Consider the following 25,371-nt stretch of genomic DNA (forward strand, 5'->3'; position numbering starts at 1 on the left):
AGACCCCGACCGTGGCGGATCGGGGTGTGGGGGTAATAAACGCGGATGCGCCGGCTACGCGGCGCGCGCCAGGAACAGCATGTTGTCGGTCATTCTGGCCAGGCGCTGCAACTCCTCGTGGTTGGACGCCAGCAGCGCCTCGTAATAGTCGGTGCTGCGTTGCTGGCCCAGCGCCACCTCGGTCTGGCCGAGCAGGTTGGCGATCGGCGTGCGCAGGTCGTGCGCCATGTCGGCCGAGACCTGGCTGAGGCGGGTGAAGCCGTTGGACAGCCGCTCCAGCATGGCGTTGAAGGCGTCCACCAGCAGGGCAAGCTCGCGCGGTGCGCCGGCGCCGTCGAGGCGGGCGGCCAGGTTGGCCATGCCGATGCCGTCGGTCTGGCGCGCCAGCTCGCGCAGTGGACGCAGGCCGCGCCGCACCAGGGCCAGCGCGGCCAGGGCGGCCAGCACGGCGCCGGCGCCGGCCGACAGCAGGATGCGCTCGCGGTACTGCGCCAGCATGTGGGTGCGCTCGCCCATGGCGCGGCCGGCGATGATTTCCAACGGCCGTCGCGGATCGTCGCTGCGGGCGCTGGCGGCCAGCGCGATGAAGGGCACGCCGTTGGCATCGAACGTATGGCGCACCGCCGACAGCGTCAGCGGCGCCTCCGGCGGCAAGGGCGCCAGCTCGGGGATGGGCATGGCGCCGGGGTTGACCTCGATCAGCGGCGCCTGGCCGGCGAAGCGCAGCACCAGCAGCGCCTCGCGGTTGCCCAGCATGTTGGCGAACAGGCCGGGCTTGGCGCGGACCAGCTCCATCGTGTTCTCGTCCTGTAGCAGGACGCGGATCTGCTCGACGCGGTTGAGCAGGGCGGCGTCGTCGCGCAGCGTCAACTGCTGCTCCAGCTCGCGGTAGAGGAACACGCCGAGCGCCGCCAGCAGCGCGAAGCACAACAGCGCGAACAGCGCCGCCAGCCGCCTCGTCAGCGCATAGCCGGGCGGGCGCGCGCTCACGGCGCCAGCCCGCAGCGGTAACCGACGCCGCGCACCGTGTGGATCAGGCGCGGCGGCGCGAACGGCTCCTCGACCTTTTGCCGCAGGCGGCGCACGGCGACGTCGACGACGTTGGTGTCGCTGTCGAAGTTCATGTCCCACACGCGCGAGGCGATCAGCGAGCGCGACAGCACCTGCTCCTGGTGGCTGAGGAAGAAGTGCAGCAGCGCGTACTCCTTGTTGGTCAGGGCGATCGGACTGGCGCCGCGTTGGGCCTGGCGCAGCGCCGTGTCGAGGCGCAGGTCGGCCAGGGTCAGGGCGCCGTCGTCGTCCGGCGTTTGCAGCTGGCGGGCCGGCGCGCGGCGCAGCGCCACGCGCAGCCGCGCCAGCAGTTCGGCGAAGGAGAAGGGCTTGACCAGGTAGTCGTCGGCGCCCAGTTCCAGGCCCTTGAGGCGGTCCTCCAGCGTGCCGCGCGCCGACAGGAACAGCACCGGCGGCGGCTCGCGCTGCTCGCGCAGGCGGGCCAGCAACTGCCAGCCGTCCAGCCCGGGCAGCATGACGTCGAGCACGATGGCGTCGTAGCGGGTGGCCAGCGCCAGGCGCAGGCCGGCGGCGCCGTCGCGCGCCAGGTCGGCGGCGTAGCCGGACTCGATCAGGCCGTTGCGCAGATAGTCGCCGGCCTTCGGTTCGTCCTCAACCACCAAGATGCGCACTGTGGTTCTCCATGGGTTCCATCCCTGCCAAATAAGCCGCTATCGAAGCCGCCACCGAAGCCGCCACCGAAGCCGCTACTCTACCCGAAGGGCGGCGGCGCTGCCGGCGCGTGCGATAATCGCCGGTTTTGCCGCCCGCCTTCGACCCGATCACGGCGGCGCGCGTCATGAACGGGAGAGTTATGTTGTCGATGAAGCCGGCCGAAATCAAGGTCAATCTACTCAGCGGACTGACCGTCGCGCTGGCGCTGGTGCCGGAGGCGATCGCCTTTGCGCTGGTGGCCCACGTCAGCCCGATGACCGGCCTGTACGCCGCCTTCATCATGTGCCTGGTGACGGCGACGCTGGGCGGCCGGCCCGGCATGATCTCCGGCGCCACCGGCGCGCTGGCGGTGGTGATGGTCAGCCTGGTGCTCAGCCACGGCGCCGAATACCTGTTCGCCACGGTGGTGTTGATGGGGCTGTTGCAACTGCTGTTCGCCGCCTTCAAGCTGGGCAAGTTCATCCGCATGGTGCCGCACCCGGTCATGCTGGGCTTCGTCAACGGCCTGGCGATCGTCGTCTTCCTCGCCCAGTTCGGCCACTTCAAGCTGCCCGGCGGCGGCTGGATCGGCGGCGCGCCGCTCTACGTGATGCTCGGCCTGGTCGCGTTGACGATGGCCGTCATCTACCTGCTGCCGAAGCTGACCACGCTGCTGCCGGCCTCGCTGGGGGCGGTGCTGCTGGTGGCCGCGCTGGTCAACCTGCTGGGCATCGAAACCAAGACGGTGGGCGACATGGGCTCGATCGCCGGCGGCCTGCCGCAGCCGCACCTGCCGCAGGTGCCGCCGACGCTGGCCACGCTGTACATCATCTTCCCCTACGCGCTGGTGCTGGCCGCCATCGGCCTGATCGAGACGCTGCTGACCTTGAACCTGATCGACACCATCACCGACACGCGCGGCCGCCCCAACCGCGAGAGCATGGCGCAGGGCCTGGCCAACGTGGTGGCCGGCCTGTTCGCCTCGATGGGCGGCTGCGCCATGATCGGCCAGAGCATGATCAACATCGACAACGGCGCGCGCCACCGCCTGTCGGGCATCGTCGCCGCGCTGTTCCTGCTCGCCTTCATCCTGTTCCTGTCGCCGTGGATCGAGAAGATTCCGCTGGCCGCGCTGGTCGGCCTGATGTTCGTGGTCTGCGAGAAGACCTTCGCCTGGGGCAGCCTGCAGGCGCTGCGCAAGATCCCGCGGCAGGACGCCGTCACGGTGGTCGGCGTCACCGTCATCACCGTGCTGACCGACCTGGCGGTGGCGGTGCTGGCCGGCGTGGTGTTCGCCGCGCTGGTGTTCGCCTGGCAGCACGCCAAGCAGATCCAGGTGCGCGTCGAGACCGACGCGCGCGGCTGGAAGGTGTACCGGCTGCAGGGCTCGCTGTTCTTCGCCTCGGCCAGCCAGTTCGCCGGCCTGTTCGCGCCGAAGGACGATCCGGCCGACGTGGTGATCGACTTCGGCGCGGCGCGGGTGGTCGACCATTCGGCCATCGAGGCGATCGACGCCTTGGCGGCGCGCTACCAGCAGGCGGGCAAAACGCTGCACCTGCGCCACCTGAGCGCGGACTGCCGGGAGATCCTGGGACGGGCCGGCGCGCTGGTCGAGGTGAACGCCGACGAGGACCCGCGCTACCATGTCGCCGACAGTAAATTAGGCTGATGCGATGGACCGCCATCATTCGAACGGTACTATGGCTTTCGGTGCCGAACAATCTTTATTCAATGTTGCCCTTGATAAATTAGTTGCATAGAGTGTAAAATGCGCTGCCCCGTTATTGGGGAGGCGTTTGTATCGCCTCAAAATCAAAAAAGAACAGGATTGAAGATGAAACAACAATTTATCGCCGCTCTGATCGGTGCAGCAATCGCTTTCCCAGTTGCCGCGCAAGCTGAAGGCTACTTCGTCGGCGGCAACGTCGGTCGCTCGGAACAGAAACTGGACGCTCCAGGTTTTTCGCTGAAAGACAACGGCACCGGTTTCAAACTGAACGGTGGCTACCAGTTCACCGCCAACTACGGCGTTGAAGTTGCCTACGTAAACTTCGGCAAGGCCGAAATCAACAACGGCGGCGGCTACATCAAGTCGGAGCCACAAACCGTCTTCGTCGCCGCTACCGGCACCCTGCCATTGAACAACGAGTTCTCGCTGTTCGGCAAGGTCGGCATCGCGCAAAACCACGTTAAAGTCACCGCTCGCGCGCCAGGCTTCAACTCGTCGGAAAGCGAAAACCGCACCACCGCCGTATTCGGCATCGGTGCTGCTTACCAGCTGAACAAGAACGTTTCGTTCGTTGCTGAATACGAAAACTTCGGCAAGATCGCCAAAGACGAGCCAGTCAGCCTGAAAGCCGACATGCTGTCCGTAGGCGTTCGCTACAGCTTCTAATTCCCCCGGGAATTGACGCATTGAAAAGCCGGCCTCGCGCCGGCTTTTTTGTGTCCGCGCCCGCCGCGCGGGCGCCGGCGGGCCGGATCAGCCGCGCAGCGGTGTGATGCGGTAGACGCAGCGGCGCGCGCCGGCCAGCAGGTGCTCGGCGCGCTCGACGGCGACGCCCTCGCCGAGCACGCGGCGGAAGATGTCCAGCTCGGAGCGGCAAAAGCTCTGGCAGCTGGCGGCGGCGGCGCAGATCGGACAGTGGTTCTCGATCAGCAGCAGGCTGCCGTCGTCCTGCGGTTCGACCTCGGCCATGTAGCCCTCGGCGCTGCGCAGCCCGGCCAGCGCGGCCGCGCGCGCCGGCCAGTCGGCCGTGTCCGGGCCGAGCCGTTCGCGGTACTGGCGTTCGCTGTCGAGCTCGCGCGCGGTGATCAACTGCTCCAGGCCGGCGGCGCCGAACAGGCCGCGCACCTGCTCGATCAATTGCAGCGTCAGGTCGGCGTGGCGGTCGGGGAAGCGGGCGTGGCCGGCCGCCGTCAGGCGCCAGTGGCGCGCCGGGCGGCCCACCTTGTCGGCCGTCTCCTCGAATTCGACCAGCCCCTTGTCCTGCCAGGCCTCGAGCTGGCGGCGCGCGCCCATCGAGGTCAACTCGAGCAGCGCGGCCAACTGCTGCGCCGTCTGCGCGCCGCGCGTCTTGAGCAGGTACAGCACCTGTTCGGCGGTGCTCACGATTGCACCACGCGCAGGCTGGCGTTGGCGGCCATCTCGCCGCGCCAGGTGTGCAGGCGCCAGGCCGAGCTGGCCGTCAGCGCGGCGCCGAGCAGCAGGATCAGGCGGGTGTCGATCAAGGTCAGCACGGCACCGGCCAGCGCCATCAATATGTTGGCCAGACAGAAGGTGGTGGAGAGCAAGCCCATCACCGCGCCCTGGCCGTGGTGGCCGAAGCGCTCTGCGCACCAGTTCGGCACGATGGCCATGTAGAAGGCTTGCGGGATGCCGAACAGGACGATGGCGGCCAGGCCGACCCAGGCGTTGCCGGCCGCCAGCACGACGACGGCCGTCGCCGTGCCGGCGGCGTACAGGCAGGCGCGGCGCAGCGGGTCGCGCTGGCTGGGGCGGCCGGCGAACCAGGTGGTGGCGATCATCACCGAGCACATGGCGGCGGTGGTCCAGGCGATGCCACGCGCGCCGTAGCCGGGCACCTCCACCAGCCACAGCGGATAGAACTCGTAGAAGGCGGTGACGCCGCAGGTGTAGGCCAGTTGCACGACGAAGAACTGGCGCAGCTCGGCGTGGCGCAGCAGGTTGAGCGCGTGGCCGTCGCGCGCCACCTGCCACCAGGAGGTGTTGGCGCCGTTGGGCGCCTCGCGCGGCAGGGCCACGGCGACCAGCGCCGCCGTCACCGTCAGCGCCACCGTGGCGACCCAGAACGGCGTCGTCACGCCCCAGGCCAGCGTGGCGCCGGCCAGCAGCGGGCCGGCCAGCCAGCCCATGTAGAAGGCGCCGTTGAGCCAGGACAGGGCGCGCAGGCGCAGGTCGCCCTGCAGGCGGTCGGCCAGCAGCGCGCGCGCCACCGAGCCGTTGCCTTCGAGCAGGCCGGTGGCGAAGCGCGCCAGGATGAACAGCGGATACGATTCGAGCACCAGCGCCCAGGCCGTCAGCGCGTGGCCGAGCGCGGCGCCGAGGGCGGTGACCAGCAGCACGGGGCGGCGGCCGTAGCGGTCCGACAGCGGCCCGAGCAGGGCCGAGCCGATCAGCAGGCCGAGCGGGTTGATGGTCAGCGCCAGGCCGAACAGCAGCTTGGGCGGCAGGCCGAGGAAATGGTTCAGCCCGTTGCTGACGCCGGCGGCGAACAGCGGCGGCAGGATGGGGTAGGGCAGCGCCGCGCCGATGGTCGACAGCAGCGCCAACAGGCAGGCGGCGGTGATGAGCAGGGATGATTTCATGTTGGCCATTCAAGTGTGCATGAATGGCAATATACCGGGCTCCACAATATAAGTAAACTAAATCATTTACTTATTTGCCGACATATCCGACGCCTTGCTCGCCTTGCCATCGGCTTGGCCGGGCGAGCGCAGCGGTTCGATCAATTGCCGGGCGAAGGTGGGCGGCAGCGGCGTGTCGGTGCCGTAGGCGGCCGGCCAGGTCGGCGGCAGATGCAGGGTGCCGAACAGCTTGTCGCACAGCGGCAGCATGGAGGCGTAGTTGTGGTTGATGAACTCGTGGCGGCTGTGGTGCCAGTGGTGGAAGCCCGGCGTAGCGATCAGCCATTCCAGCGCGCCGAAGCGCAGGCGCAGGTTGGAATGGATGAAGAATCCCCAGATCGTGCCCAGCACGATCAGCCCGGCCGGCGCGACGCTGCCGCCGGCGCTGGGACCGGCCAGGCCCAGCAGGTAGAGCGGCAGCATGCCGCACAGGCGGGTGACCACCGTGTCCACCGGATGGGAGCGCGTGTTGACGAGGAAGTACATCTGCTCGGGGCTGTGGTGGATGGCGTGGAAGCGCCATAGCCAGGGGATCTCGTGGCTGAGCCGGTGGCCCCAGTAAAAGCCGATCTCGCCGACGACGAAGGCCAGCGCCAGGCGGGCCGCCAGCGGCAGGGCGCCCAGGGCGGCCGGCACGGCGGCCGGGACCAGCTGCTGCGCCGCCAGCGCGAGCAGCGACAGCGGCACGCTGAGCAGCATGGCCGGCAGCAGGCTGCTGAGGAAGTAATAGGCCAGGTCGCTGAGCAGGTCGGCGCGCGCGGGGCGGCCGGGCCGCACGGCCAGCCAGCGCTCCAGCGGCACGAAGATCACCGCCAGCAGGACCAGCCACACGCTCAGGCGAAACACGCTGAGGGCGAAGGCGGGCACATGGGCGAAAAGGCTGTGGATCAGGTTCATATCGGATGCATCCGTCTAAAACGACAAAACCGGGCAGGGTTGCCCCTGTCCGGTTCGCGGTCAATCTCGCGCTGGCTTGATCAGGCCGCGTTGCCCTGGCGGCGGCGCGCCATGAAGCCAACCATGCCCAGGCCGGCGAACAGCATGGCCCACGAGCTAGGCTCCGGCACGGCCGAGGTCATCGAGACGCCGTCGAGCAGCGAGAACGGCGGTTTGCCTTCCGGCGTGCCGACCGCCAGGAAGGACAGGATCTGGCTGGTGCCGGCGGCGGTGAAGGTCATGCTTTCCTTCATCCAGCCGCTCGAGCTGTGGCTAGGGTTGTGGTAGACCGCGGTCGACTGCTGGGTGGCGGCGTTGTTGCCCAGGTTGACCACCCATTGTTCGGTGGTGGCGCCGTCAAAGCCGGACTGTTGCGCGGCGGCCCATTCGAAGTTCACGGTGTACTTCTGGCCAACGACCAGGCCGTTGATGGTTTGCTGGATGGGCGAGACTTCGAAGGCGCCGTCGGCGGCGATGAAGTTGCCGCCGTTGTGGCTGGTGGCCAGCGGGTTGTTGCCGCCATTGTTGGCGCCCCACAAGGTCAACGCGCCGTAGGAGCCGACCGAGCCGGTGGTGTCGGCCGAACCGGCGGCGAAGACGAAGTTGTAGCCGTTCGACGACCAGTCGCTGACGGTGACGTTGTGGTTGAACTGGCCGATGCCGCTGACCTGCTCGAAGCCGCCGTTCTTAACCAGTTCGGTGGCTTGCGCCGAGAAGGTGCTAAGGGCGGCGAAACCGGCGATGGCCAGCTTGATGGTGTTCAAACGCATGGATGCTCCAAATATTGTGGTTCTTACTGCGCCTGGCGCGGCGGGCGGATCGGTGGACGCGCCCGTCGTGCCGCTTGGGCAGGAGAAGGATTTAGTGAAGGCGAGAGAATAGCATTTGATTGCATTGAAGGCAATCAAAATGTTTATTTTTCAATTTTATGTGGCGCCCGGAGGCGCTTGTCGGAGTGCCCCGGCCGTGCCGCCGTGCCGCCGCTCAGCCGATCAGTTCGGCGATGCGCGCGGCCAGCCGCTCGGTCAGCCGGTGGACGTGGTAGCCGTCGACGAAGCCGTGGTGGGCCTGGATCGAGAACGGCAGCGTCAGCGTGGCGCCGGCCGGCGCGCTGAAGCGGCCCCAGGCGATCAGCGGGATGTCGGCCTCGTGGTGGCGGTACAGCGGATGCTCGATGGCCGTCAGGTCCAGCCACGGCAGGCAGGTGTTGTAGACGTTGTCGCGCATCTCGCGCGGGCTCAGGTCGGCGCCGGTGTTGATCAGCGCCCGGCTGGCTTGGGCGACGCGGCCCGCCGCCACGCTGCGCTCGACGAACTCGGCCAGGTCGGGCGAGCGGACGAAGCGGGCGTAGTTGAGGTTGTTGTCCTGGTTGAGCACCGTGTAGGAGCCGTAGAACTGCTCGATCTTGATGACCTCGCCGTCGTGGACGCGGTACAGGAAGTTGTCGATGGACTGCACGCTGTCGAGCAGGCAGTAGAGGAAGAAGTGGAAGGGCGGTAGTTGGCGCGCCTTGCAGAACGGACGGAAGTCGGGCAGCGTCAGCGCCATGCCCAGGTTGATGCGCGGGTTGTCGAAACCGGCGAACAGCTCAAACCGGTCGCGCCGGTGTTCGAAATTTTTCATGCGGCAAGTTTAACCGATGGCGCCGCTTAGTTGCACTGGTAAATGGCCAGGCCGGCCTCGCCCTTGCCGTAGTCCAGCCGGTGCCAGCCGGTCAGGCCGAACGGCGTCTTGACCAGCAGGGCCAGCTTGTCGCGCGCCTGCGCCGACTTGCCCGGCAGCAGGCCGATGACGTGGACCGTGCTGCCGGCCGCGACGGTGGCCACCACCGTGCGGCTGGTCGGCGAGTCGTACAGCGCGGTGGCCTGTTCGACGGTGCTGTCGACGCCGATGTAACTCAGCGGCTGCGCCACCTCGACCAGCGCCTTGCCCCTCTGCGCGATCTTGCGGGTGCTGCGTTGGCCGCACAGCGACAGGTGGGTCTGGTTCAAATACGCCGCGCCGTTGCCGGCGAAGTACCACTCGGCGTCGTCCAGGTCGAACACCTCGTAGCTGCCGAGCAGGGCGCCGGAGGCGGCGTCGACCAGTTGGTAGGACGAGGGGAAATGCACGGTGTTCTGGATAGCGTCGAGGTGCACCCGCAGGTTCGGGCCGAAGGCCAGCGTGCCGAGCCGGGTCTTCTTGAACACCCGGCCGGGGTCGTCGTCCTGTTGCACGGGCTTGCCGCTCCACTTGAGGAACTGGGCCGGGCTGTCGACGTGGATGTGCGGAGCGGCCAGCGGCTTGTCGGCGAACGGCCGCGCGGCCGCGTTGTCGCCGGCCGAACCGGCCAACGCCGGCGCCGCCGCAGCGCAGAGCGCCAGCGCCAAGGCCAGGGCCTGGAACACGGGCGGCAGGCGCCGGCCGAGCGGACCGGGACGTTGTCGGCGCATCAGCCGCCGACCCGCTTGGGGCTGTGGCCGAGTTTCTGCAGCGCCGCCAGCACGGTGTCGCAGTGGTCGCCCTGCACCTCGATGACGCCGTCCTTGACCGTGCCGCCGCTGCCGCAGGCGGCGCGCAGCTGCTTGCCGAGCGCGGCCAGCGCGGCGGCGTCGAGCGCCACGCCCTTGACCAGGGTGACGCACTTGCCGCCGCGTCCCTTGGTCTCGCGCGACACGCGCACCTTGCCGTCGCCCGCCGGCGCGGCCTTGGCCTGGCCTTGGCAGGCGCAGGCGGCCAGCGCCCGGCGGCAAACGGGACAGGTGCGGCCCAGCTCGGTGGAATACACCAGGCCGCTGTTCGAACTGCTTTTCATCATGGTATGTCTTGCGGTGGGGTGGGGTTAGATCAGGTCGCGCTGGCGGCGGAAGGCCAGCCAGCCGGCCGCCACGGTGAAGCTGGCGACGATGCCGACGATGATCCAGAAGCCGCCATCGTCCTGCGCCAGCGGGATGCCGCCGACGTTCATGCCGAGCAGGCCGGCGATGATGTTGATCGGCAGGGCCAGCACGGTGACGATGGTCAGCACGAACAGGCTGCGGTTGTTGCCCTCGTTGACCAGGGCGGCGATCTCCTCCTGGATCAGCTTGATGCGCTCCTGCAGCGAGGCCATGTCGGCCAGCACCATCGAGAACTCCTCGGTGGACTCGCGCAGCTCCTGCGCGTCGAGCTCGGCGACCCAGGCGGGCGGGCGCTGCAGCAGGCGGAACAGCGCGGCCGGCTCGGGCGCCAGCAGGCGCTGCAGGCGCACCAGCACGCGGCGCAGCTCGCCGAGCGAGGCGCGCTTGGTGTTCAGTTTGCCGGCCAGCAGGTTGTCCTCGATGGCGTCGACGCGGGCGATGGCGGCGCGCACGATCTTCAGCAGGCCGTCGGCCTGGTCGCGCAGCAGGTGGATCAGCAGCTCGACCGAGGAGCGCAGGTTCTCGCCGTTGCGCACCGCGTTGCGCAGGCCGTCGATGGCCTTGAGCGGCTTGCGCCGCGCGCTGATGACCAACTGCCGGTCGACGCTGAGCCACAGCGTCGAGATGTCCGAGGGCTCGAAGGAGAAGTCGTGCAGCACGTCGTTGACGACGGCGATCAGGGTGTTGTCGGCCTGCTCGATGCGGGTCGAGCGGGGGCCCTCGTGCAGGCTCTCGTGGAACTCCTCGGGCAGGCGGGTGTGCTCGTGCAGCCACTTCTCGCTGGCGGTGTTGGCCAGGTTGAAGTGCAGCCAGATGAACTCGCCGGGATGGGCCTCGCGCGCGGCCAGCCAGGCGCGCGCCTCGTCGGCCTCGATGGCCAGGCCGTGCGCGGCGCGGCCGAACAGGTAGCCGCAGACCAGGCCGGATTGGTCGGAACCGTAGGACAGCGGGGCCGCCTGCATGCTAGACCAGCAGCGCCGCGCTCATGGCGGCGGCGTCGATCTCCGATTCGGCCAGCATGGCCGCCAGCGTTTCCTCGTCGATGAACAGGTCGATCACCGAGTCGGCGTGGGGCGGCAGTTCGCGCGGCGCCGACTGCAGCGGCGAGGCGACCGGCGCCAGGTGGTTGGCCAGCAGCAGGGTGTCGAGCAGGTTGTCGGGCGGGATCGAGAGGAAGCTGTCGCGCAGGCCCTCGATGGCCTCGGCCACCTCGTCCGGGATGCACAGCTTGGCCATCACCTCGCGCAGGATGATCTCCTCGCTGGCCGGCTGCCAGTTCTCCGGGTCCTCCTCGAGCAGGCCGGGGAACTCGTCGGCGCGCGACAGCAGGTAGAAGCCGCCGACCTCGTGCACGATGGCGGCGAACAGCGCCGTGTCCGGGTTGATGTTGGTGACCTGGCGGGCGATGATGCGGGCCAGCGCGGCGACGTGGATGGTGTGGTCCCACAGCTGCTCGGCCTTGGCGCGCACGCCGGGGTCGACGATCTTGCTGCCGAACTGGCGCACCACCATGGCGGCGGCCAGGGCGAACAGGTTCTGGTAGCCGATGCGCATGATGGCGCCGCGCACGTTGGTGATGGCCGGCGCGCCGGCGCGGTTGAACATCGCCGAGTTGGCGATGGCGACGGTGCGCGCCGCCAGCAGCGGCTCGGCCAGCACCAGGCCGATCGCCTTGTCGATCGGGCAGTCGGGATCGTCCAACGCCAGCTGTACGCGCAGCGCGGCGTTGACGCTGGTGGGAAAGACCAGTTCGCCACGAATGGCGAGGGCGGCGATGTGGCCGAATGCTTCGAGTTTATTCATGTACAAAATTATACGTCAGGCACGACTCCAAGCTCAATGCAATGATGCGCTTTGTGGTCGGAATGGAGCGGGCGCGACGGCAGGCGCCCCGGCGCGCGTTGGCGCGCCGGGGCGGGGCTCAGGCGTTGGCCAGTTCGGGCCGGCGCTGGGCGCCGTCCTTGCTGTAGCGGGCCACCGACAGGTCGGCCGACAGGATGGCCGGGCGGCGCGCCGAGATGATGTCCGCCAGCAGCTGGGCCGAGCCGCAGGACATGGTCCAGCCCAGCGTGCCGTGGCCGGTGTTGACGAACAGGTTGCGCAGGCCGGTGCGGCCGACCACCGGCGTGCCGTCCGGCGTCATCGGCCGCAGGCCGGTCCAGAAGGTGGCCTCGGCGGTGTCGCCGGCGCCGGGGAACAGGTCGTTGACGACCATTTCCAGCGTCTCGCGGCGGCGCGGATTGAGGCGGGTGTCGAAGCCGGCGATCTCGGCCATGCCGCCGACGCGGATGCGGTCGTCGAAGCGGGTCACGGCGATCTTGTAGGTCTCGTCGAGGATGGTCGAGGTGGGCGCGGCGCCGGCGTCGACGATGGGCACGGTGATCGAGTAGCCCTTCAAGGGGTAGACCGGGATCTCGACCAGCTGCTTGAGCAGCCGGGTCGAGTAGGCGCCCAGCGCCACCACGTAGGCGTCGGCGCGCACCAGCTCGGCGCCGCACTGCACGCCGGCGATCTCGTCGCCGGCCGTGGCCAGCCCGCTGATGTCGACGTTGTAGCGGAACTTGACGCCCAGCTCGACGGCCATGGCGGTCAGGCGGGTGGTGAACAACTGGCAGTCGCCGGTCTCGTCGTTGGGCAGGCGCAGGCCGCCGACCAGGCGGTCCTTGGACTTGGCCAGGCCCGGCTCGACGCCGACCAGCTGCTCGCGGTTGAGCAGCTCGAAGGGCACGCCGGTGTCCTGCAGCACCTGGATGTCCTTGGCGGCGTCGTCGAGCTGCTTCTGGCTGCGGAACAGCTGGGTGGTGCCCTGTTGGCGGCCCTCGTACTCGATGCCGGTGGCGGCGCGCAGGGTCTTGAAACAGTCGCGGCTGTATTCGGCCAGGCGCACCATGCGCTCCTTGTTGACGGCGTAGCGCTCGGGTGTGCAGTTGCGCAGCATCTGCCACATCCACTGCAGTTGGAACAGGGTGCCGTCCGGGCTGATCGACAGCGGCGCGTGGCGCTGCATCATCCACTTGACGGCCTTCAGCGGGATGCCGGGGGCGGCCCAGGGCGAGGCGTAGCCGGGCGAGATCTGGCCGGCGTTGGCGAAGCTGGTTTCCAGCGCCGGGCCGGGTTGGCGCTCGAGCACGGTCACGTCGTGGCCGGCCTGGGCCAGATAGTAGGCGCTGGTGACGCCGATGACACCGCTGCCGAGAATAACTACGCGCATTTTCCTGTCCCCTGAATTTTTTTAGACTATGACCAGATAAAGCACTATGATATGTTCATTCAGCCAGTGTTTGTTACTGTATAACCAGCAAAATTTAGTGGAAATTCATGCGAATTCACAAGGAGTCCGTCCGCAGCCTGGACAAGCTCGACCGCAAGATCCTGCGCATCCTGCAGGACGACGGGCGCATCTCGATGAAGGACCTGAGCGAGCAGGTCGGCCTGTCGATCACCCCGGCCATCGAGCGCGTCAAGCGCATGGAGCGCGACGGCGTCATCACCGGCTACCACGCCCGCGTCGACCCGCCGGCGCTGGGCGCCAAGCTGCTGGTGTTCGTCGAGATCACGCTGCACCAGAAGTCGGCCTCGGTGTTCGAGCAGTTCCGCCGCGAGGTGCTGCGCATCCCCGAGGTGCAGGAGTGCCACCTGGTGTCGGGCGACTTCGACTACCTGATCAAGGCGCGCATCCACGAAATGGCCGAGTACCGCAAGCTGCTCGGCGACATGCTGCTGCAGCTGCCCGGCGCGGCGCAGTCGAAGAGCTACGTGGTGATGGAGGAGATCAAGGAGACGCTGATCCTGTCGACCGAGGCGCCGCAGTGAGGCGGGCGCGGAGGCGGCGTTCACTGTAGTTGTTGTAAAGCAACCACGACTGGCGCGTTCGGCAATGGTTTCTAGCAAAACGATAGTGTTTTTCGTACAAGCAGTACGGCAGGCATTGTCTTGCTTCAGTTAGAATGCTTGCAGGGCAATCGTTAAGAACTGGAGCAGTTGTGAACAGCAATAACGGCAATCCCCCGGTCCAGCAGCACGAGCACAATGTGCATGTGCGCTCGCTGGACGAACATCTGTCGTCCGACCAGAGTTTCAGCTCGGCCTACGCGCGCGCGGTCGGCGCCATCGCCGCCGCGGACGGCGCACTCACCTTGGCGCAGTTCGCCGCCGTCACCGACATCGCCGGCGAGGGCAAGGCCTCCGCCGTCTTCACCGCGCTGGTGCTCAACACGATCGAATCCGGTGTCAGCATCGACTGGGCGCTCAACGCGCTGGCGCGCAGCTGCGCCGGGGTCGAGCAGGCGGCGCGCGACTCCGCCTTCAACATGAGCTTGCCGCTGCTGGCGCTGCACGGCGCCGAGGCGCGCGGCCTGGCGCAGCGGCTGGCCAAGGCGCTCGGCGTCAAGCCGGCCGACGGCCTGGCCGGTCTGCCGGCCGGCGACGAGCGCGGCCTGCTGGCCAACCTGGGCGAACAGGCGCGCAAGCTGGTCAAGGGCCGCTCGCTGGCCGACGTGGTGGCCGACTTCGGCCGCAGCACCGGCCAGCCGGCGCTGCTGGAGCAGGCGCGCCAGTTCCAGTCCGGCCAGATCGACCAGCTGCAGCTGCGCCAGCAGGTGCAGGGCGCGATGCAGGCCATCGCCGGCGCCATCCAGGCCTACCAGGAGCAGGCGCAGATGCTGCAGGTGGGCGAGGCCAGCGCGGCCAGCGTGATCAGCGCGGCGCAGGAGCTCAAGCAGCAGGTGCAGCAGCGCCTGACCCTGATCGACGCGCGCATCGCCTACGAGCGCAGCATGCTGGTGCAGGAGATCGACGACGCCGTGCACGACGCCGGCAACGCCATCGAGCTGGCCATCACCGACCGCCTCAACACCGACAAGTGGAAGGACGAGGAGGTGTGGGGCAGCATCGGCCGCAACCAGTTCGGCCAGGAGATGGAGCGCCGGCTCGACCGGGTGGTGCGGCGCAAGGAGGAGGCGCTGCACCTGCTCGAGCAGGACCTGCGCCTGTTCCAGCAGGCCATGCGGCTGAGCCAGTCGTCGGTGTTCCAACGCCAGCACCACACCGCGCTGGCCCGGCTGATGCCGCGCCTGCGCATCGGCACGCGGCTGGCCAACAGCGCCGACACGGCGGCCAACGTCACCCTGATGGGCGGCGCGGTGGCGGCGGCCGGCACCGGCACCGCCGCCTACCTGTTCGGCGCGGCGGTGATCCTGCCGGTGGTGGCGCCGGTGGCGCCCTTCGTCGGCGGCGCGGTGCTGCTGGCCGGGGTGTTCAAGTGGTTCGCCGACGGCGGCAAGCGCAAGCGCTCGGAGATCCGCGACAAGCGCGCCGCCTTCGAGCAGGAGTTGCGGCTGCAGCTGCACCAGGCCGAACTGAGCTTCCACGCCCAGCTCGACCTGGTGGCCGACGGCTTCCACGGCTCGGCGCTGCACCTGCTGACGCCGATCATGCTCGAGGCCGAGGCGGCCGGGCGCGTGCAGGGCATGCGCCAGCGCGTCGCCGACCGCGTCATCGCGCAGGCGCAGGCCGCCATCAAGCAGCTCGACACCGAGCTGGGCAAGGGCTAGCGCGCCGGCGCGCCAAGCGACATCGAGACAACACCATGCGCCCGATCACCTTGGTGGCGCTAATGTTCGCCGGCGCACAGAGGAAATTTAACTTGCAGAATAGAATCAATTGAAGCAGTGGGCAGCGGTCGTCGCGGGGGTGTCGCGACATGCCGGATTGCTGGCGCTGGGCTTGCCGAAACAAACATACAAGAAAGCACATCATGAAGAGCATCAAATCCATCGTTGTCGCCGCCGCCTTGCTGGCCAGCGGTAGCGCCGCCTACGCGCAGGACGTCGGCGTCTCGATCAGCATCGGCCAGCCGGGCTTCTACGGCCGCATCGACATCGGCGACGCGCCGCGTCCGCAACTGGTGTACGCCCGTCCGGTGATCATCCAGCGGCCGGCGCGCTATGTGGAAAGCGCGCCGATCTATCTGCGCGTGCCGCCCGGCCACGCCAAGCACTGGTCCAAGCACTGCCGCGCCTACAACGCCTGCGGCCAGCAGGTCTACTTCGTGCAGGACCGCTGGTACACCAACGACTACGCGCCGCGCTACCGCGCCCAGCACGGTGAGGGACGCGGCCACGACGGCAACGGTCGCGACGAGCGCCGCGAGGACCGCCGCGAGGACCGTCGCGACGAGCGGGGCAACCACGGCAATGGCAATGGCAACGACCATGGCAACGGCCATGGCAAGGGCCACAACAAGGATTGAGGCCGACCGCCGACCGCCACCCGGCGGTGCGGCGCCAACATGACGGCCGGCGGGTCGAAGGGGAGGGGCGTTTGCACAGCGAAATCGTGATTGTCGGCGGCGCCGCCGCCGGCGAGCTGGCGCTGGCGCGCTTCCTGATCAAGCGCAGCATGCCGCTGGTCAAGCTGCACTGAGCGCGGCGGCCGGGCGGAGAAAACCCGGCGGCGAAACCCAGGGTCAGACCCCTAGGGGGCTGACCCTGGCTCTGCGCCGTTGGGTGGTTTTGTGGCCGCCGGCGTCTTCGGCAGGATCACGGTGAGCATGGCGCCGCGCTGCGGCGCCGCGCCCAGCGTCAGGCTGCCGCCCAGGTAGAGCGCGCGCTCGCGCACCAGGCGCAGGCCGAACTTGCCGTCGGTCGGGTCGGCCGCCTCGGGCAGGCCGACGCCGTTGTCGCGCACCGTCAGCATGACGGCGTCCTCGTTGTCGTCGACCACCACCTCCACCTCGCTGGCCTGGGCGTGCGCGATGACGTTGTTGAGCGCCTCCTCCAGCGCGCGCAGCAGCACCACGCCGTGGCCGCGGCCGCAGTCGAACTCCTCGTCGGGCAGGCTGCAGCGGGCGGCGACCTGCTGCTGCTGGCCGAACTGCGCCACCAGCTCGGCCAGCGCGACGCGCACGCCGAGGAATTCGAGCTTGTCGTTCCACAGGCGCAGCTGCATCTGGCGGTTGGTGTCGATGATGTTGAGCAGCAGCTGCTTCATGTGCGTGGTGCGTTCGAGCAGCGCCGGCTCGGCCGGCATCTTCTGCGTCAGCAGGCCCAGATGCATGGTCAGCGCCGTCAGCGAGGAGCCCAGGCTGTCGTGCAATTGACGCGACAGCGAGCGGCGCTCGTCGTCCCAGCTGTTGTGGACATGGCCGAGCAGTTCGCTCAGGTCGGCCGCGCGCTGGGCCGGCGTGGCGGCGGGTGGGGTGGGGTGTGCCGGAACGGACATGGTGGTCTCTTGCTGCTCTCTGTTTTGGGTGAATCGGCCGCTTGTGATGGCCGATCATACCTGAGGATTGCAACTCGTGGCGCACCGCCGGACACGGCTGTGCTTTTGCCGCCGGCGCAGTGTTCGTTCGCGCACAGTCGGCGCGCGGCGGCGCTGCGATAGTGGCTGCTTCAACCATCGAAAGGAACCGCCATGAACATCGACACCGTTGTGGACCAAGCCTATCTCGGCAAGAGCTTCCGCGAGCTGGCCGCCGCCCCGCTCAGCGCGCTGCGCGGCGTCAGCGCGGCCGACGCCAAGGCGCTGGCGAAGGCCTTCAACGTCACCACCGTGCGCGAGCTGGCCGAGCTCGACTATGTCAAATGGGCGCGCGCCATCACCACGCTGGCCGAGTGCGAGCAGCCCGGCAGCGGCGAACTGGCCAGGGAGACGCTGCTCGACGAGGCGGTCGAGATGACCTTCCCGGCCAGCGATCCGCTGTCGGTCGACGCCGGCGTGACCCGCATCGAGGTGGCGCCGGACATGGTCGACGCCCAGGGCGACCACCAGAACGCCGGCCGGGTCGAGAAAAGCACGGCGGCCGGCGTCAAGGGCGCGGCGCGGCAGGCCGGAACGCAGCGAGGCTGAGAAACCCCGCCGGCGTAACTCTAGGGTCAGACCCTAGGGTCTGACCCTGGCTCTGCGCCTTTGGGTGGTGTTGGCGCCGCCGGCGGCTCAAGTGGCCCAGCGCTGGCGGTAAGCCCTCAGGCCGGCGTCGGCGCCATGCCGCGGGCCGGCGCGGCGGCGGCCGGCGCCACGCAGCAGCGGTTCTTGCCGCTGCGCTTGGCGCAGTACAGGGCGCTGTCGGCCACCGCGATGAGGGCGTCGACGGCGTCGGCGTCGTCGGGGAAGATGCCGATGCCGATGCTGGTCGACAGGTTCAGCTGCAGGCCGTTGACCAGGTAGGGCGCGGCCACCACCTCGATCAGCTTGGCGGCCGGTTCCTGGGCGTCGCCCAGGCAGGCCAGGTCGCCCATGACGATGACGAACTCGTCGCCGCCGACGCGGGCCACGGTGTCCTCGCGGCGCGAGGCGCCGACCAGACGCTGCGCCACCTGCTTGAGGATCTCGTCGCCGTAGGCGTGGCCGTGGGTGTCGTTGATGGTTTTGAAGCCGTCCAGGTCCAGATACATGACGGCGGCCTTGTTCTGCTTGCGCATGGCGTGCTGCAGGGTGTTGGCGATGCGGTCCTCGAGCAGGCGGCGGTTGGGCAGGCCGGTCAGTGGATCGTGCAGCGCCAGTTCCTGCTGCTGCTTGCTGTACTGCGCCAGCTCCTTGTACAGCAGGCGCACCTCGAGCATGTTGTGGATGCGCTTGTGCACCTCGAGCAGGTCGAAGGGCTTGCTGATGAAGTCGCGCGCGCCGGCCTCGAGGGCGGCGATCTTGAAGCTGGGCTGGGCGGTCAGCGCCAGCACCGGCAGGTAGCCGCCCTGTTCGATCTCCTTCAGGCCCTTCATCACCTGGAAGCCGTTCAATTCCGGCATCTGCAGGTCGAGCAGGATCAGGTCGTAGCAGTGCTGGCGGTGCAGCGGGCAGACCTGGTCGGGCAGCATGGTCGAGGTGACGTCGGTGTAGCCGGCGTCGCGCAGTATCTCCAGCATGAGCTCGACATTGTCGGCGCAATCATCGACCACCAGGATCTTAGCGTGAAGGATGTCGTCTCGGCTGGGCATAGTTGTCTCGGTCGCTGCTCTGTAGGTGGTCCACGGCCGGGGCCGGGATGTAGTCAAATCATAATGCGCCAGCCAGGCGGGCGGCGCACGGGTGGCCCTGCGGAATCAAGTATTTCCGTGTGGAAATTAATTGTACCCGCTTTTCGTCTGCGAAGTGTAGCAAAAATGAATTGAATTGCTTGTAGGACGGCGCCGCACGTGCCGGTAGGACATCTTATTTCCTTCGGGGTAATGGCTCGGCGGAACCGGCGGCGCCGCTGGCGGCGGCCGGGTATTTCTGCTTAACATTGATTATAGGCTAGTAAGCTTTTTCCCGGTTTTCAAGCGGGACGCGCCCCGGCCACCGCCGCGATCAAGGCGGCCGGCTCGACCGGCTTGGTCAAATGGGCGCGGAAGCCGCTCTGCAGCGCCTTGATGCGGTCCTCCGAGCGGGCGAAGGCGCTCAGCGCGATGGCCGGCAGGGCGGCGCCGGCCGGGCCGAGGGCGCGCACCCGCTCGAGCAGGGCGTGGCCGTCGACGTCGGGCATGCCGATGTCGCTCAGCAGCAGGTCGCAGGGCGCGCTGCGCAGCAGGGCCAGCGCCTCGGCGGCGCTGGCGGCGGTGCGCACGCGGGCGTTGCAGTCGCTCAGGATGCGCTGGATCAGCTGGCGGGCGTCGGCCTCGTCGTCGACCACCAGCACGCGCAGGCCGGCCAGGTCGGTGCGCGGCGCCGTGGCGGCGGCCGGGGCCGCCGCGCCCGGCACGCGCGGCGGGTCGGCCGGGCGCGCCGCCAGCGGCAGGCGCAGCGTGAAGCTGGCGCCGCGCCCGGCGCCGGCGCTGGCGGCGGCCACCGTGCCGCCGTGCTGCTCGGCCAGGTGTTTGACGATCGACAGGCCCAGACCCAGGCCGCCGTGCTGGCGCGTGGTCGACGAGTCGGCTTGGCGGAAGCGCTCGAACACGTGCGGCAGGAAGGCGGCGGCGATGCCGCTGCCGCTGTCGGCCACGGTGATCTCGACCTGGCCGTCGGCCTCGCCCATGGCGATGTGCACGGCGCCGCCGCGCGGCGTGAACTTGAGCGCGTTCGACAGCAGGTTCCAGAGGATCTGCTGCAGCCGGTTGGGGTCGGCCATCACCAGCCCGACCCGGGGCGCGAAGCGCTGGCCGATGCTGATGCCCTTGGCGTCGGCGGTCGGGCGCACCGTCTCGATGGCCGCCTCGAGCACGCCGAGCGGCGCCAGCGGGCGCATCTCGAGCAGCACCTTGCCGGAGGTGATGCGGCTCATGTCGAGCAGGTCCTCGATCAGCTGGGCCTGGGCGCGGGCGTTGCGCTCGATGGTCTGCAGGCCGCGGTGCAGGTCGGCCTGGTCGCGGCTGCCCCGGCGCAGCACCTGGGCCCAGCCGAGGATCGCCGTCAGCGGCGTGCGCAGCTCGTGCGACAGGGTGGCCAGGAACTCGTCCTTCAACTGGCTGGTGCGCTCGACCTCGGCGCGCGCGCCGCGCTCGCTGTCGAGCAGTTCGCGGCGCTCCTCGGCGGCCTGCTGGGCCGCCTCGTACAGGCGGGCGTTGTCGATCGCCACGCCGGCCTGGGCGGCGATGCCGCCGAGGATGCGCTCGCTGCGCTCGCCGAACATGGCCGGCTCGGGGTGGCCGAACACCATGCTGCCGACCACGCCGCCGGCGCGCGACAGCACCGGCACCGCCAGATAGCTGCGCATGGCCGGCCCGTCCGCCGCCGCGTCGCCGGCGCAGTGCCGGTAGCGCTCGTCGCGCAGCAGGTCGTCGCTGCGCACCGTGCCCTCGCCGCGCAGGGCGGGGCCGAACAGGGCGCCGCCGCGCTCGCCGCAGGCCGCCGCGAAGCCGGCCGGCGGCCGCCCCGACACGGTGTGCAGCAGGCGCGCAGCACCGCCGGCGCCGGCGCCGGCCTCGGCGCCGTGGTAGAGGAAGGCGCCGAAGCGCGCCCCGCTGATGCGCGTGGCCGCGTCGGTGACCTCCTGCAGCAGCGGGCGCAGGTCGCGCGTCGAGGCCAGCGCGTTGCCGGTGCTGTTGAGCAGTTCGAGCACGTTGCTCTCGTCGCGCAGCGCCTCCTGCACGCGCTTGACCTGGTCGACGTCGGTGCTGGTGCCGAACCAGCGCAGCAGCTGGCCGGTGCTGTCGCGCACCGGGTTGGCGCGGGTCAGGAACCAGCGGTACTGGCCGTCGGCGCCGCGGATCGGCAGCTCCATCTCGAACGGCGCGCCGCTGCGCAGCGACTGCTGCCAGCGCTGGCGCAGCGGCTCCCGGCAGGACGGCTCGTAGGCGTCCTGCCAGCCGTCGCCCACCACCTCGCCGGGCGCGGCGCCGGTGTAGGCGTACCAGCGCTCGTTGTGCCAGGCCACGCTGCCGTCGGCGCGGCCGATCCAGGCCAGTTGCGGGATCGAGTCGGCCAGCGCGCGCAGCTCCTCCTCGCGCTGGCGCAGGCTGTCCTCGGCGGCCTTGCGCGCGCTGATGTCCTGCGCCATGCCGGTCATGCCGAGCAGCACGCCGTCGTCGCCGAAGTTGGCGTGGCCGACCACCGAGACCCAGCGCCGCTCGCCGTCGCCGCGCTCGATGCGGCATTCGATGTCGCAGTCGCTGTGGCTGGCGAAGGCGTCGAAGAAGGCCAGCCGGGCCGGCTCGCGGTCGGCCTCGAGCAGGCGCGCGCGCAGCTGCGGCCAGGCCAGCGCCTGCTCGGCCGGCAGGTCGAAGATGTCGGCGGCGCGCCGGCCCAGCGTGACCAGGCCGCTGCCGGCGTCCCACAGCCAGTCGCCCAGCTTGCCGGCGGCCAGCGCCACCTGCAAGCGCTCGGCGCTGTCGCGCAGGGCGCGCTCGCCGAGCTTGCGCTGGGTGATGTCCTGCAGGGTGGCGGTCAGGCCCTCGGCCGACGGGTAGGCGCGCACCTCCAGCCAGCGCTTGCGCGGCGCGTAGTACAACTCGAAGGCGACCGTCTGGCGCTGCTCCAGCGCCTGGCGGAACTGGCGCTCCAGCACGCCGCCGCACAGCGCCGGGAAGGCCTGCCACAGGGTCTGGCCGGGCAGTTGCAGCGGCGCCGCGCCGGGCGGGCGCAGCAGCTCCTCGGCCTGGGCGTTGAGGTAGCCGATGCGCCAGTCGCGCTCGATGACGGCGAAGCCGTCGGTGATGCTTTCGAGCATGTTGCGCATCCGCTCCTCGGACAGGCGCAGCGCCTCGCGCGCGGCGCGGGCGTCCTGCTCGGCGCGCTGCAGCGGCGTGGCGCCGGCGCCGGCGTCGAGCAGGGCGCCATGGCCCTCGCGGCCGGTCATCCGCGCCCCTCGGCCCGGCGCGCGGCCGGGCAACGGTGGGCGGCGGAGGGAACGGCGGGGCGGGGCTGGAGGAGGGACGTCATTTGCTTGTAAACACCGTGGTCGAACTTGCGGGCGGGCCGGCAATGGGTAAATGGCTGGCTGAGTGCCTGGCGTGCGGCGTGCCGCCGGCCGGCATTGTAGCGCTTTGTTGTAATTTTACACTGCACGGCAGCCGGTTTCGCGCACCGGATCGCGGCCGGCGCCGCGCCCCCTGCGCCGGGAGAAACAGGCATCTCGCACCATGCTACACCGACCGGCGGGGCGGCGGCCGGTGCGGGGCAATGGAAATTTCTTGTTGGAATTTGCTGCGGCGCCGCGCCGCAGGCCGCGCGGGCAAAAAAAAACCCGCTACGGGAGCGGGTTAAATCTATTTCCTTGGAGGAGATAGAGGAGACAGGTGAATTATGCTGCGCTGCGAAAAACAATGCCAATTTTTATTCGTGATGAGAGAAATCACTAGCATGAATGCAGTGACATCCGCACAACACGTCCCGGCCTGCGGGCGCGGAAAGGTGTAAGCTTGCCAAGTTTGCGGCCCGGGCCGCGCAGCATATCGAGAAAGCGAGAAAGATGGCCACCGTAGTCAAGCACCGCAATGTGAACATCGTTCTGTTGGAGCCGGGCGAGGAGTTGGCCGCCCATTGCCACGCCGGCGACATCGCCATCGTCGCCGACCGGCAGGGCTGGTGGACGCGCTTCGTCGGCCCCGACGGCCAGGTCGACAGCTACGATGTTCCCTATGCCTCGCGCAACGAGGCGCTGTGGGCGGCCAAGGCGGCCGCCGAGTTCGGCCTGGACTGAGGCGCTCCGGGCATTGTTGCGGCGACCATGGGGAATGGTCCGCCCCTCCGTGCTTGGCGTGCCAGGAAATAAGCTTGAAATTGGGCTGGACAGCGCCGCCGAAGCTCCCTATAATCCTGCTTCTTTCGGGAAGCAAGCTTTCCGAAGGATGCGAATAGACGTGGTTTAGGCGAGTTGCAAGATAGTTGGTTTGGTCGATTTATCGATTGTCCAACGAAACGGTTGAAAAAATCGAATTTTGCAAAATTAAATAAATGCGTTATAATGTTGCTTAAGCGGCTGTAGCTCAGCTGGATAGAGTACTTGGCTACGAACCAAGGGGTCGTGGGTTCAATTCCTGCCAGCCGCACCAGAATGTTGGGACCAGATCGAAAGATCTGGTCCCTTTTTCTATTTCCGCCCCATCCTTTTCCCACTCCACACAAAAAAACGCCCGATGCGGGCATCGGGCGCTCTGTCATGCGCGGACCGGCGTCGCCGTCCGTCTCTGACTTTCGTTTAGGCCTTGCGGCGGCGCGCCAGCGCGCCGACCAGCAGCAGGCCGGCCATCAGCATGGCGTAGGTTTCCGGTTCCGGCACCGCCGTCACGTTCGACTGGTCGAACTCGACGCGCAGACCAGTCGGATTGCCGCCGTTCTGGGCGTAGTTGGTGACCACGAAGTCGAGCGAGTTGGCGCCGCTGAGGAAGTACGACGAGGCGCTCAGGCTGGCCCAACTGCCGTTGCCGAAACCGTTGGTGGTGCCCAGCGCGTGGCCGTTCAGATACACGGTGGCGGCGTTGTCGGCGGCGAAGCGGCCGCTGAACGAGGCGCTCGCCGCGTCGTAACCGCTCAGGTCGAAGCCCAGGTGCCAGGTGTAGGTGTTGTTCGCGCTCGGGTCGAACGATTCACCCTGCAGTGCGGTCGGCATGATCCAACGCGAGGTGGCGGTGTTGGCCGACCAGTGGGGGAAGGGGAAGGCGCCGGCGGTGGCGGTGACGTAGCTGGCGTTGCCGTTCAGGGTGTAGTTGCCGTCGACCAGGCCGGCGGCGGCGCCGGTGTTGACCAGGCCGTTGATCGTGTCGGCCTGGGCGGCGCCGATGGAGGAGAGGGCCAGTGCTGCGGCGAAGATTGCGGTTTTCATGATGGTTTTCCTTATATTGTCCATAAAAGAACACTGCTGAATGGGGCAAACCATGTGTGGCCGCAGGGTGGGGGCGGGAGGCCATTGCCGTCTAAAGTGTTCGCAGGGCAATTTTCATTACCTTGAGATAATTATGATATGGATCAAATAGAATGTCAAAGAAATACTTGCAATTTCCGTAAGGAAACATCGCGCCGGTCCGCCATCGCGCCGGCGTGCGGCGATGGCTCTGCCCAAAAGAAAACGCCCGCTGCGTTGGCGCAACAGGCGTTGTTTGGGCGGAGGCGGGCGCCTGGCCGGCGCCGGCTTCAACTGCGGCGCAGGCGTCCGGCCGCGCCGACGAGCAGCAGGCCGGCCAGCAGCATGGCGAAGGCTTCCGGCTCCGGCACGGCCGTCACCTGCGAGCTGAGGAATTCGACGCGCAGGCCGGTCGGGTTGCCGGCGCCGTAGGCGTCGTTGGTGATGACGAAGTCGAGCGAGTTGAGGCCGGCGACGAAGTAGCTGGCGGCGCTCAGCTGGCGCCAGTCGTTCTCGCCGAAGCCGCTGGTCAGGCCGATGGCGTGGCCGTTCAGGTAGGCGGTGGCGCGGTTGTCGGCGGCGAAGCGGCCGCTGAAGGAGGCGCTGGCGGCGTCGAAGCCGCTCAGGTCGAAACCCAGGTGCCAGGTGTAGGTGCCGGGCGAGGTGTGGTTGAACGATTCACCCTGCAATGCGGTCGGCATGATCCAGCGCGAGCTGGCGGTGTTGGCCGACCAGTGCGGGAAGGGGAAGGCGGCGTCGTTGGCGGTGACGAAGCTGGCCTTGCCGTTCAGTTGGTAGTTGTTGTCGACCAGGCTGGCGTCGACGCCGGTGTTGACCAGGCCGTGGATGGCGGCGGCCTGGGTGGTGCCGGTGGTGGCCAGGCCCAGCGCGGCGGCGAAGATCAGTCTATTCATCATGTTCGGGTGTCCTCAAAAAGTATTGCCGGGGAAGGCGAACCATGAAGACCGCGACGGAGGCGCGACTGGCTATTGCCTTGAAAGGTGTTTCGTAAGCAACTTACGTTACCATTTAATAATTATGGATTATATTTTAAGCAATGTCAAAAGATTATTTGTATGGATGTGCTAAGCGCCGCCGGGTCGCTGGCCCGGCGCTTGGCGCGGGCCGCAAGGCGCAGCGCGCTGACGGGGGAAAACGGCTGTATGCAGAAAGCTTCGCCTTTTTCAAAACCCCTGCTATAATGCTGGCCTGCGCGGCTGTAGCTCAGCTGGATAGAGTACTTGGCTACGAACCAAGGGGTCGTGGGTTCAATTCCTGCCAGCCGCACCAGAA

At 68.3% G+C, this 25,371-nt stretch carries 24 protein-coding genes and 2 tRNA genes; 9 read left to right on the forward strand and 17 right to left on the reverse strand.

What is annotated here, in order from left to right; translation table 11 throughout:
- Positions 1 to 54: 54 nt before the first annotated feature.
- Positions 55 to 990, reverse strand: coding sequence for a histidine kinase dimerization/phospho-acceptor domain-containing protein (locus BM252_RS21625; protein ID WP_217429946.1), 936 nt, complete (start codon positions 988 to 990; stop codon positions 55 to 57).
- Positions 987 to 1,682: a heavy metal response regulator transcription factor gene (locus tag BM252_RS21630; protein WP_093389754.1), complete on the reverse strand. Its 696-nt coding sequence runs from the start codon at positions 1,680 to 1,682 to the stop codon at positions 987 to 989. Before BM252_RS21630 ends, BM252_RS21625 begins: the two co-directional genes overlap by 4 nt.
- A gap of 167 nt (positions 1,683 to 1,849) precedes the next feature.
- Between BM252_RS21630 and BM252_RS21635 the strand changes: the two genes are divergently transcribed.
- Both BM252_RS21635 and BM252_RS21640 read left to right on the forward strand, forming a co-directional pair.
- Entirely contained in the window at positions 1,850 to 3,373 is a 1,524-nt protein-coding gene (locus BM252_RS21635) for a SulP family inorganic anion transporter (RefSeq protein ID WP_245774376.1), read from the forward strand.
- A 165-nt stretch (positions 3,374 to 3,538) separates the two neighbouring features.
- Positions 3,539 to 4,099 carry an outer membrane beta-barrel protein gene (locus BM252_RS21640; RefSeq protein ID WP_174900621.1) on the forward strand — a complete coding sequence of 187 codons (561 nt, stop codon included), beginning with the start codon at positions 3,539 to 3,541 and terminating at the stop codon, positions 4,097 to 4,099.
- An 87-nt stretch (positions 4,100 to 4,186) separates the two neighbouring features.
- Here BM252_RS21640 and BM252_RS21645 read toward each other — a convergent pair whose 3' ends face one another.
- From BM252_RS21645 to BM252_RS21690, 10 genes are all read right to left on the reverse strand, one after another.
- Positions 4,187 to 4,816, reverse strand: a complete 630-nt coding sequence (locus BM252_RS21645) for a helix-turn-helix transcriptional regulator (RefSeq protein ID WP_093389757.1) — start codon at positions 4,814 to 4,816, stop codon at positions 4,187 to 4,189.
- Complete coding sequence (locus tag BM252_RS21650; protein WP_093389839.1) at positions 4,813 to 6,033, reverse strand: MFS transporter; 1,221 nt, start codon at positions 6,031 to 6,033, stop codon at positions 4,813 to 4,815. Before BM252_RS21650 ends, BM252_RS21645 begins: the two co-directional genes overlap by 4 nt.
- 66 nt (positions 6,034 to 6,099) lie before the next feature.
- A complete protein-coding gene (locus BM252_RS21655) occupies positions 6,100 to 6,969 on the reverse strand; it encodes a sterol desaturase family protein (protein ID WP_093389758.1) in 870 nt (289 codons plus the stop codon).
- Positions 6,970 to 7,049: 80 nt separating this feature from the next.
- On the reverse strand, positions 7,050 to 7,778 hold the full coding sequence (locus BM252_RS21660) for a PEPxxWA-CTERM sorting domain-containing protein (RefSeq protein ID WP_093389759.1): 729 nt from the start codon (positions 7,776 to 7,778) through the stop codon (positions 7,050 to 7,052).
- Positions 7,779 to 7,992: 214 nt separating this feature from the next.
- Complete coding sequence (locus BM252_RS21665) at positions 7,993 to 8,631, reverse strand: CatA-like O-acetyltransferase (protein WP_093389760.1); 639 nt, start codon at positions 8,629 to 8,631, stop codon at positions 7,993 to 7,995.
- A gap of 26 nt (positions 8,632 to 8,657) precedes the next feature.
- The gene (locus BM252_RS21670; protein ID WP_093389761.1) at positions 8,658 to 9,440 is read right to left on the reverse strand and encodes a hypothetical protein; all 783 of its coding nucleotides are present in this window, start codon (positions 9,438 to 9,440) and stop codon (positions 8,658 to 8,660) included.
- Entirely contained in the window at positions 9,440 to 9,802 is a 363-nt protein-coding gene (locus tag BM252_RS21675) for a translation initiation factor Sui1 (RefSeq protein WP_093389840.1), read from the reverse strand. The genes BM252_RS21670 and BM252_RS21675 overlap by 1 nt, the downstream gene beginning before the upstream one ends.
- Before the next feature lie 27 nt (positions 9,803 to 9,829).
- Positions 9,830 to 10,849, reverse strand: a complete 1,020-nt coding sequence (locus BM252_RS21680) for a transporter (protein ID WP_093389762.1) — start codon at positions 10,847 to 10,849, stop codon at positions 9,830 to 9,832.
- A 1-nt stretch (position 10,850) separates the two neighbouring features.
- On the reverse strand, positions 10,851 to 11,690 hold the full coding sequence (locus BM252_RS21685; RefSeq protein ID WP_093389763.1) for an HDOD domain-containing protein: 840 nt from the start codon (positions 11,688 to 11,690) through the stop codon (positions 10,851 to 10,853).
- Between the two features lie 118 nt (positions 11,691 to 11,808).
- A complete protein-coding gene (locus BM252_RS21690; RefSeq protein WP_093389764.1) occupies positions 11,809 to 13,098 on the reverse strand; it encodes a D-amino acid dehydrogenase in 1,290 nt (429 codons plus the stop codon).
- A 107-nt stretch (positions 13,099 to 13,205) separates the two neighbouring features.
- Here BM252_RS21690 and BM252_RS21695 point away from each other — a divergent pair, with 107 nt between their 5' ends.
- The 3 genes from BM252_RS21695 to BM252_RS21705 all read left to right on the forward strand — a co-directional run bounded on the left by BM252_RS21695 (position 13,206) and on the right by BM252_RS21705 (position 16,137).
- On the forward strand, positions 13,206 to 13,700 hold the full coding sequence (locus BM252_RS21695) for an Lrp/AsnC ligand binding domain-containing protein (protein WP_093389765.1): 495 nt from the start codon (positions 13,206 to 13,208) through the stop codon (positions 13,698 to 13,700).
- A 170-nt stretch (positions 13,701 to 13,870) separates the two neighbouring features.
- Positions 13,871 to 15,439 (forward strand): hypothetical protein, encoded by a 1,569-nt coding sequence (locus BM252_RS21700; RefSeq protein ID WP_245774377.1) that lies wholly within the window; start codon positions 13,871 to 13,873, stop codon positions 15,437 to 15,439.
- Positions 15,440 to 15,642: 203 nt separating this feature from the next.
- Positions 15,643 to 16,137 (forward strand): hypothetical protein, encoded by a 495-nt coding sequence (locus BM252_RS21705; protein WP_342742537.1) that lies wholly within the window; start codon positions 15,643 to 15,645, stop codon positions 16,135 to 16,137.
- 224 nt (positions 16,138 to 16,361) lie between these two features.
- Here the strand turns inward: BM252_RS21705 and BM252_RS21710 are convergent, their stop codons facing one another.
- The gene (locus BM252_RS21710) at positions 16,362 to 17,108 is read right to left on the reverse strand and encodes a sensor histidine kinase (protein ID WP_093389766.1); all 747 of its coding nucleotides are present in this window, start codon (positions 17,106 to 17,108) and stop codon (positions 16,362 to 16,364) included.
- Positions 17,109 to 17,300: 192 nt separating this feature from the next.
- Between BM252_RS21710 and BM252_RS21715 the strand changes: the two genes are divergently transcribed.
- On the forward strand, positions 17,301 to 17,735 hold the full coding sequence (locus BM252_RS21715; RefSeq protein WP_093389767.1) for a hypothetical protein: 435 nt from the start codon (positions 17,301 to 17,303) through the stop codon (positions 17,733 to 17,735).
- Between the two features lie 116 nt (positions 17,736 to 17,851).
- On the opposite strand, the gene BM252_RS21720 is transcribed toward BM252_RS21715, so the two are convergent.
- Together BM252_RS21720 and BM252_RS21725 are read right to left on the reverse strand one after the other, a co-directional pair.
- Positions 17,852 to 18,820, reverse strand: coding sequence for a diguanylate cyclase domain-containing protein (locus tag BM252_RS21720; protein ID WP_093389768.1), 969 nt, complete (start codon positions 18,818 to 18,820; stop codon positions 17,852 to 17,854).
- Positions 18,821 to 19,140: 320 nt separating this feature from the next.
- Positions 19,141 to 22,095 (reverse strand): PAS domain-containing protein, encoded by a 2,955-nt coding sequence (locus tag BM252_RS21725; protein ID WP_245774378.1) that lies wholly within the window; start codon positions 22,093 to 22,095, stop codon positions 19,141 to 19,143.
- A gap of 612 nt (positions 22,096 to 22,707) precedes the next feature.
- Here BM252_RS21725 and BM252_RS21730 point away from each other — a divergent pair.
- Positions 22,708 to 22,938 carry a hypothetical protein gene (locus BM252_RS21730; RefSeq protein WP_093389769.1) on the forward strand — a complete coding sequence of 77 codons (231 nt, stop codon included), beginning with the start codon at positions 22,708 to 22,710 and terminating at the stop codon, positions 22,936 to 22,938.
- A 275-nt stretch (positions 22,939 to 23,213) separates the two neighbouring features.
- A tRNA-Arg gene (locus BM252_RS21735) sits at positions 23,214 to 23,290 on the forward strand.
- 146 nt (positions 23,291 to 23,436) lie between these two features.
- Here BM252_RS21735 and BM252_RS21740 read toward each other — a convergent pair.
- Positions 23,437 to 24,060, reverse strand: a complete 624-nt coding sequence (locus BM252_RS21740) for a PEP-CTERM sorting domain-containing protein (RefSeq protein ID WP_093389770.1) — start codon at positions 24,058 to 24,060, stop codon at positions 23,437 to 23,439.
- 308 nt (positions 24,061 to 24,368) lie between these two features.
- A complete protein-coding gene (locus BM252_RS21745) occupies positions 24,369 to 24,992 on the reverse strand; it encodes a PEP-CTERM sorting domain-containing protein (RefSeq protein ID WP_093389844.1) in 624 nt (207 codons plus the stop codon).
- Between the two features lie 299 nt (positions 24,993 to 25,291).
- Here BM252_RS21745 and BM252_RS21750 point away from each other — a divergent pair.
- Positions 25,292 to 25,368: transfer RNA gene (locus BM252_RS21750), tRNA-Arg, on the forward strand.
- Positions 25,369 to 25,371 lie beyond the last annotated feature (3 nt).

Origin of the sequence: Rugamonas rubra (genome assembly GCF_900114705.1) — a bacterium.
Lineage (GTDB): Bacteria > Pseudomonadota > Gammaproteobacteria > Burkholderiales > Burkholderiaceae_D > Rugamonas > Rugamonas rubra.

Coding starts and splice junctions, on each gene's coding strand:
- BM252_RS21710 (WP_093389766.1), bottom strand. CDS start 17,108: ATGTCCGTTCCGGCACACCCCACCCCACCCGCCGCCACGCCGGCCCAG.
- BM252_RS21665 (WP_093389760.1), bottom strand. CDS start 8,631: ATGAAAAATTTCGAACACCGGCGCGACCGGTTTGAGCTGTTCGCCGGT.
- BM252_RS21725 (WP_245774378.1), bottom strand. CDS start 22,095: ATGACCGGCCGCGAGGGCCATGGCGCCCTGCTCGACGCCGGCGCCGGC.
- BM252_RS21740 (WP_093389770.1), bottom strand. CDS start 24,060: ATGAAAACCGCAATCTTCGCCGCAGCACTGGCCCTCTCCTCCATCGGC.
- BM252_RS21670 (WP_093389761.1), bottom strand. CDS start 9,440: ATGCGCCGACAACGTCCCGGTCCGCTCGGCCGGCGCCTGCCGCCCGTG.
- BM252_RS21685 (WP_093389763.1), bottom strand. CDS start 11,690: ATGAATAAACTCGAAGCATTCGGCCACATCGCCGCCCTCGCCATTCGT.
- BM252_RS21640 (WP_174900621.1), top strand. CDS start 3,539: ATGAAACAACAATTTATCGCCGCTCTGATCGGTGCAGCAATCGCTTTC.
- BM252_RS21720 (WP_093389768.1), bottom strand. CDS start 18,820: ATGCCCAGCCGAGACGACATCCTTCACGCTAAGATCCTGGTGGTCGAT.
- BM252_RS21635 (WP_245774376.1), top strand. CDS start 1,850: ATGAACGGGAGAGTTATGTTGTCGATGAAGCCGGCCGAAATCAAGGTC.
- BM252_RS21690 (WP_093389764.1), bottom strand. CDS start 13,098: ATGCGCGTAGTTATTCTCGGCAGCGGTGTCATCGGCGTCACCAGCGCC.
- BM252_RS21650 (WP_093389839.1), bottom strand. CDS start 6,033: ATGAAATCATCCCTGCTCATCACCGCCGCCTGCCTGTTGGCGCTGCTG.
- BM252_RS21745 (WP_093389844.1), bottom strand. CDS start 24,992: ATGAATAGACTGATCTTCGCCGCCGCGCTGGGCCTGGCCACCACCGGC.
- BM252_RS21705 (WP_342742537.1), top strand. CDS start 15,643: ATGAAGAGCATCAAATCCATCGTTGTCGCCGCCGCCTTGCTGGCCAGC.
- BM252_RS21695 (WP_093389765.1), top strand. CDS start 13,206: ATGCGAATTCACAAGGAGTCCGTCCGCAGCCTGGACAAGCTCGACCGC.
- BM252_RS21715 (WP_093389767.1), top strand. CDS start 17,301: ATGAACATCGACACCGTTGTGGACCAAGCCTATCTCGGCAAGAGCTTC.
- BM252_RS21655 (WP_093389758.1), bottom strand. CDS start 6,969: ATGAACCTGATCCACAGCCTTTTCGCCCATGTGCCCGCCTTCGCCCTC.
- BM252_RS21730 (WP_093389769.1), top strand. CDS start 22,708: ATGGCCACCGTAGTCAAGCACCGCAATGTGAACATCGTTCTGTTGGAG.
- BM252_RS21660 (WP_093389759.1), bottom strand. CDS start 7,778: ATGCGTTTGAACACCATCAAGCTGGCCATCGCCGGTTTCGCCGCCCTT.
- BM252_RS21675 (WP_093389840.1), bottom strand. CDS start 9,802: ATGAAAAGCAGTTCGAACAGCGGCCTGGTGTATTCCACCGAGCTGGGC.
- BM252_RS21680 (WP_093389762.1), bottom strand. CDS start 10,849: ATGCAGGCGGCCCCGCTGTCCTACGGTTCCGACCAATCCGGCCTGGTC.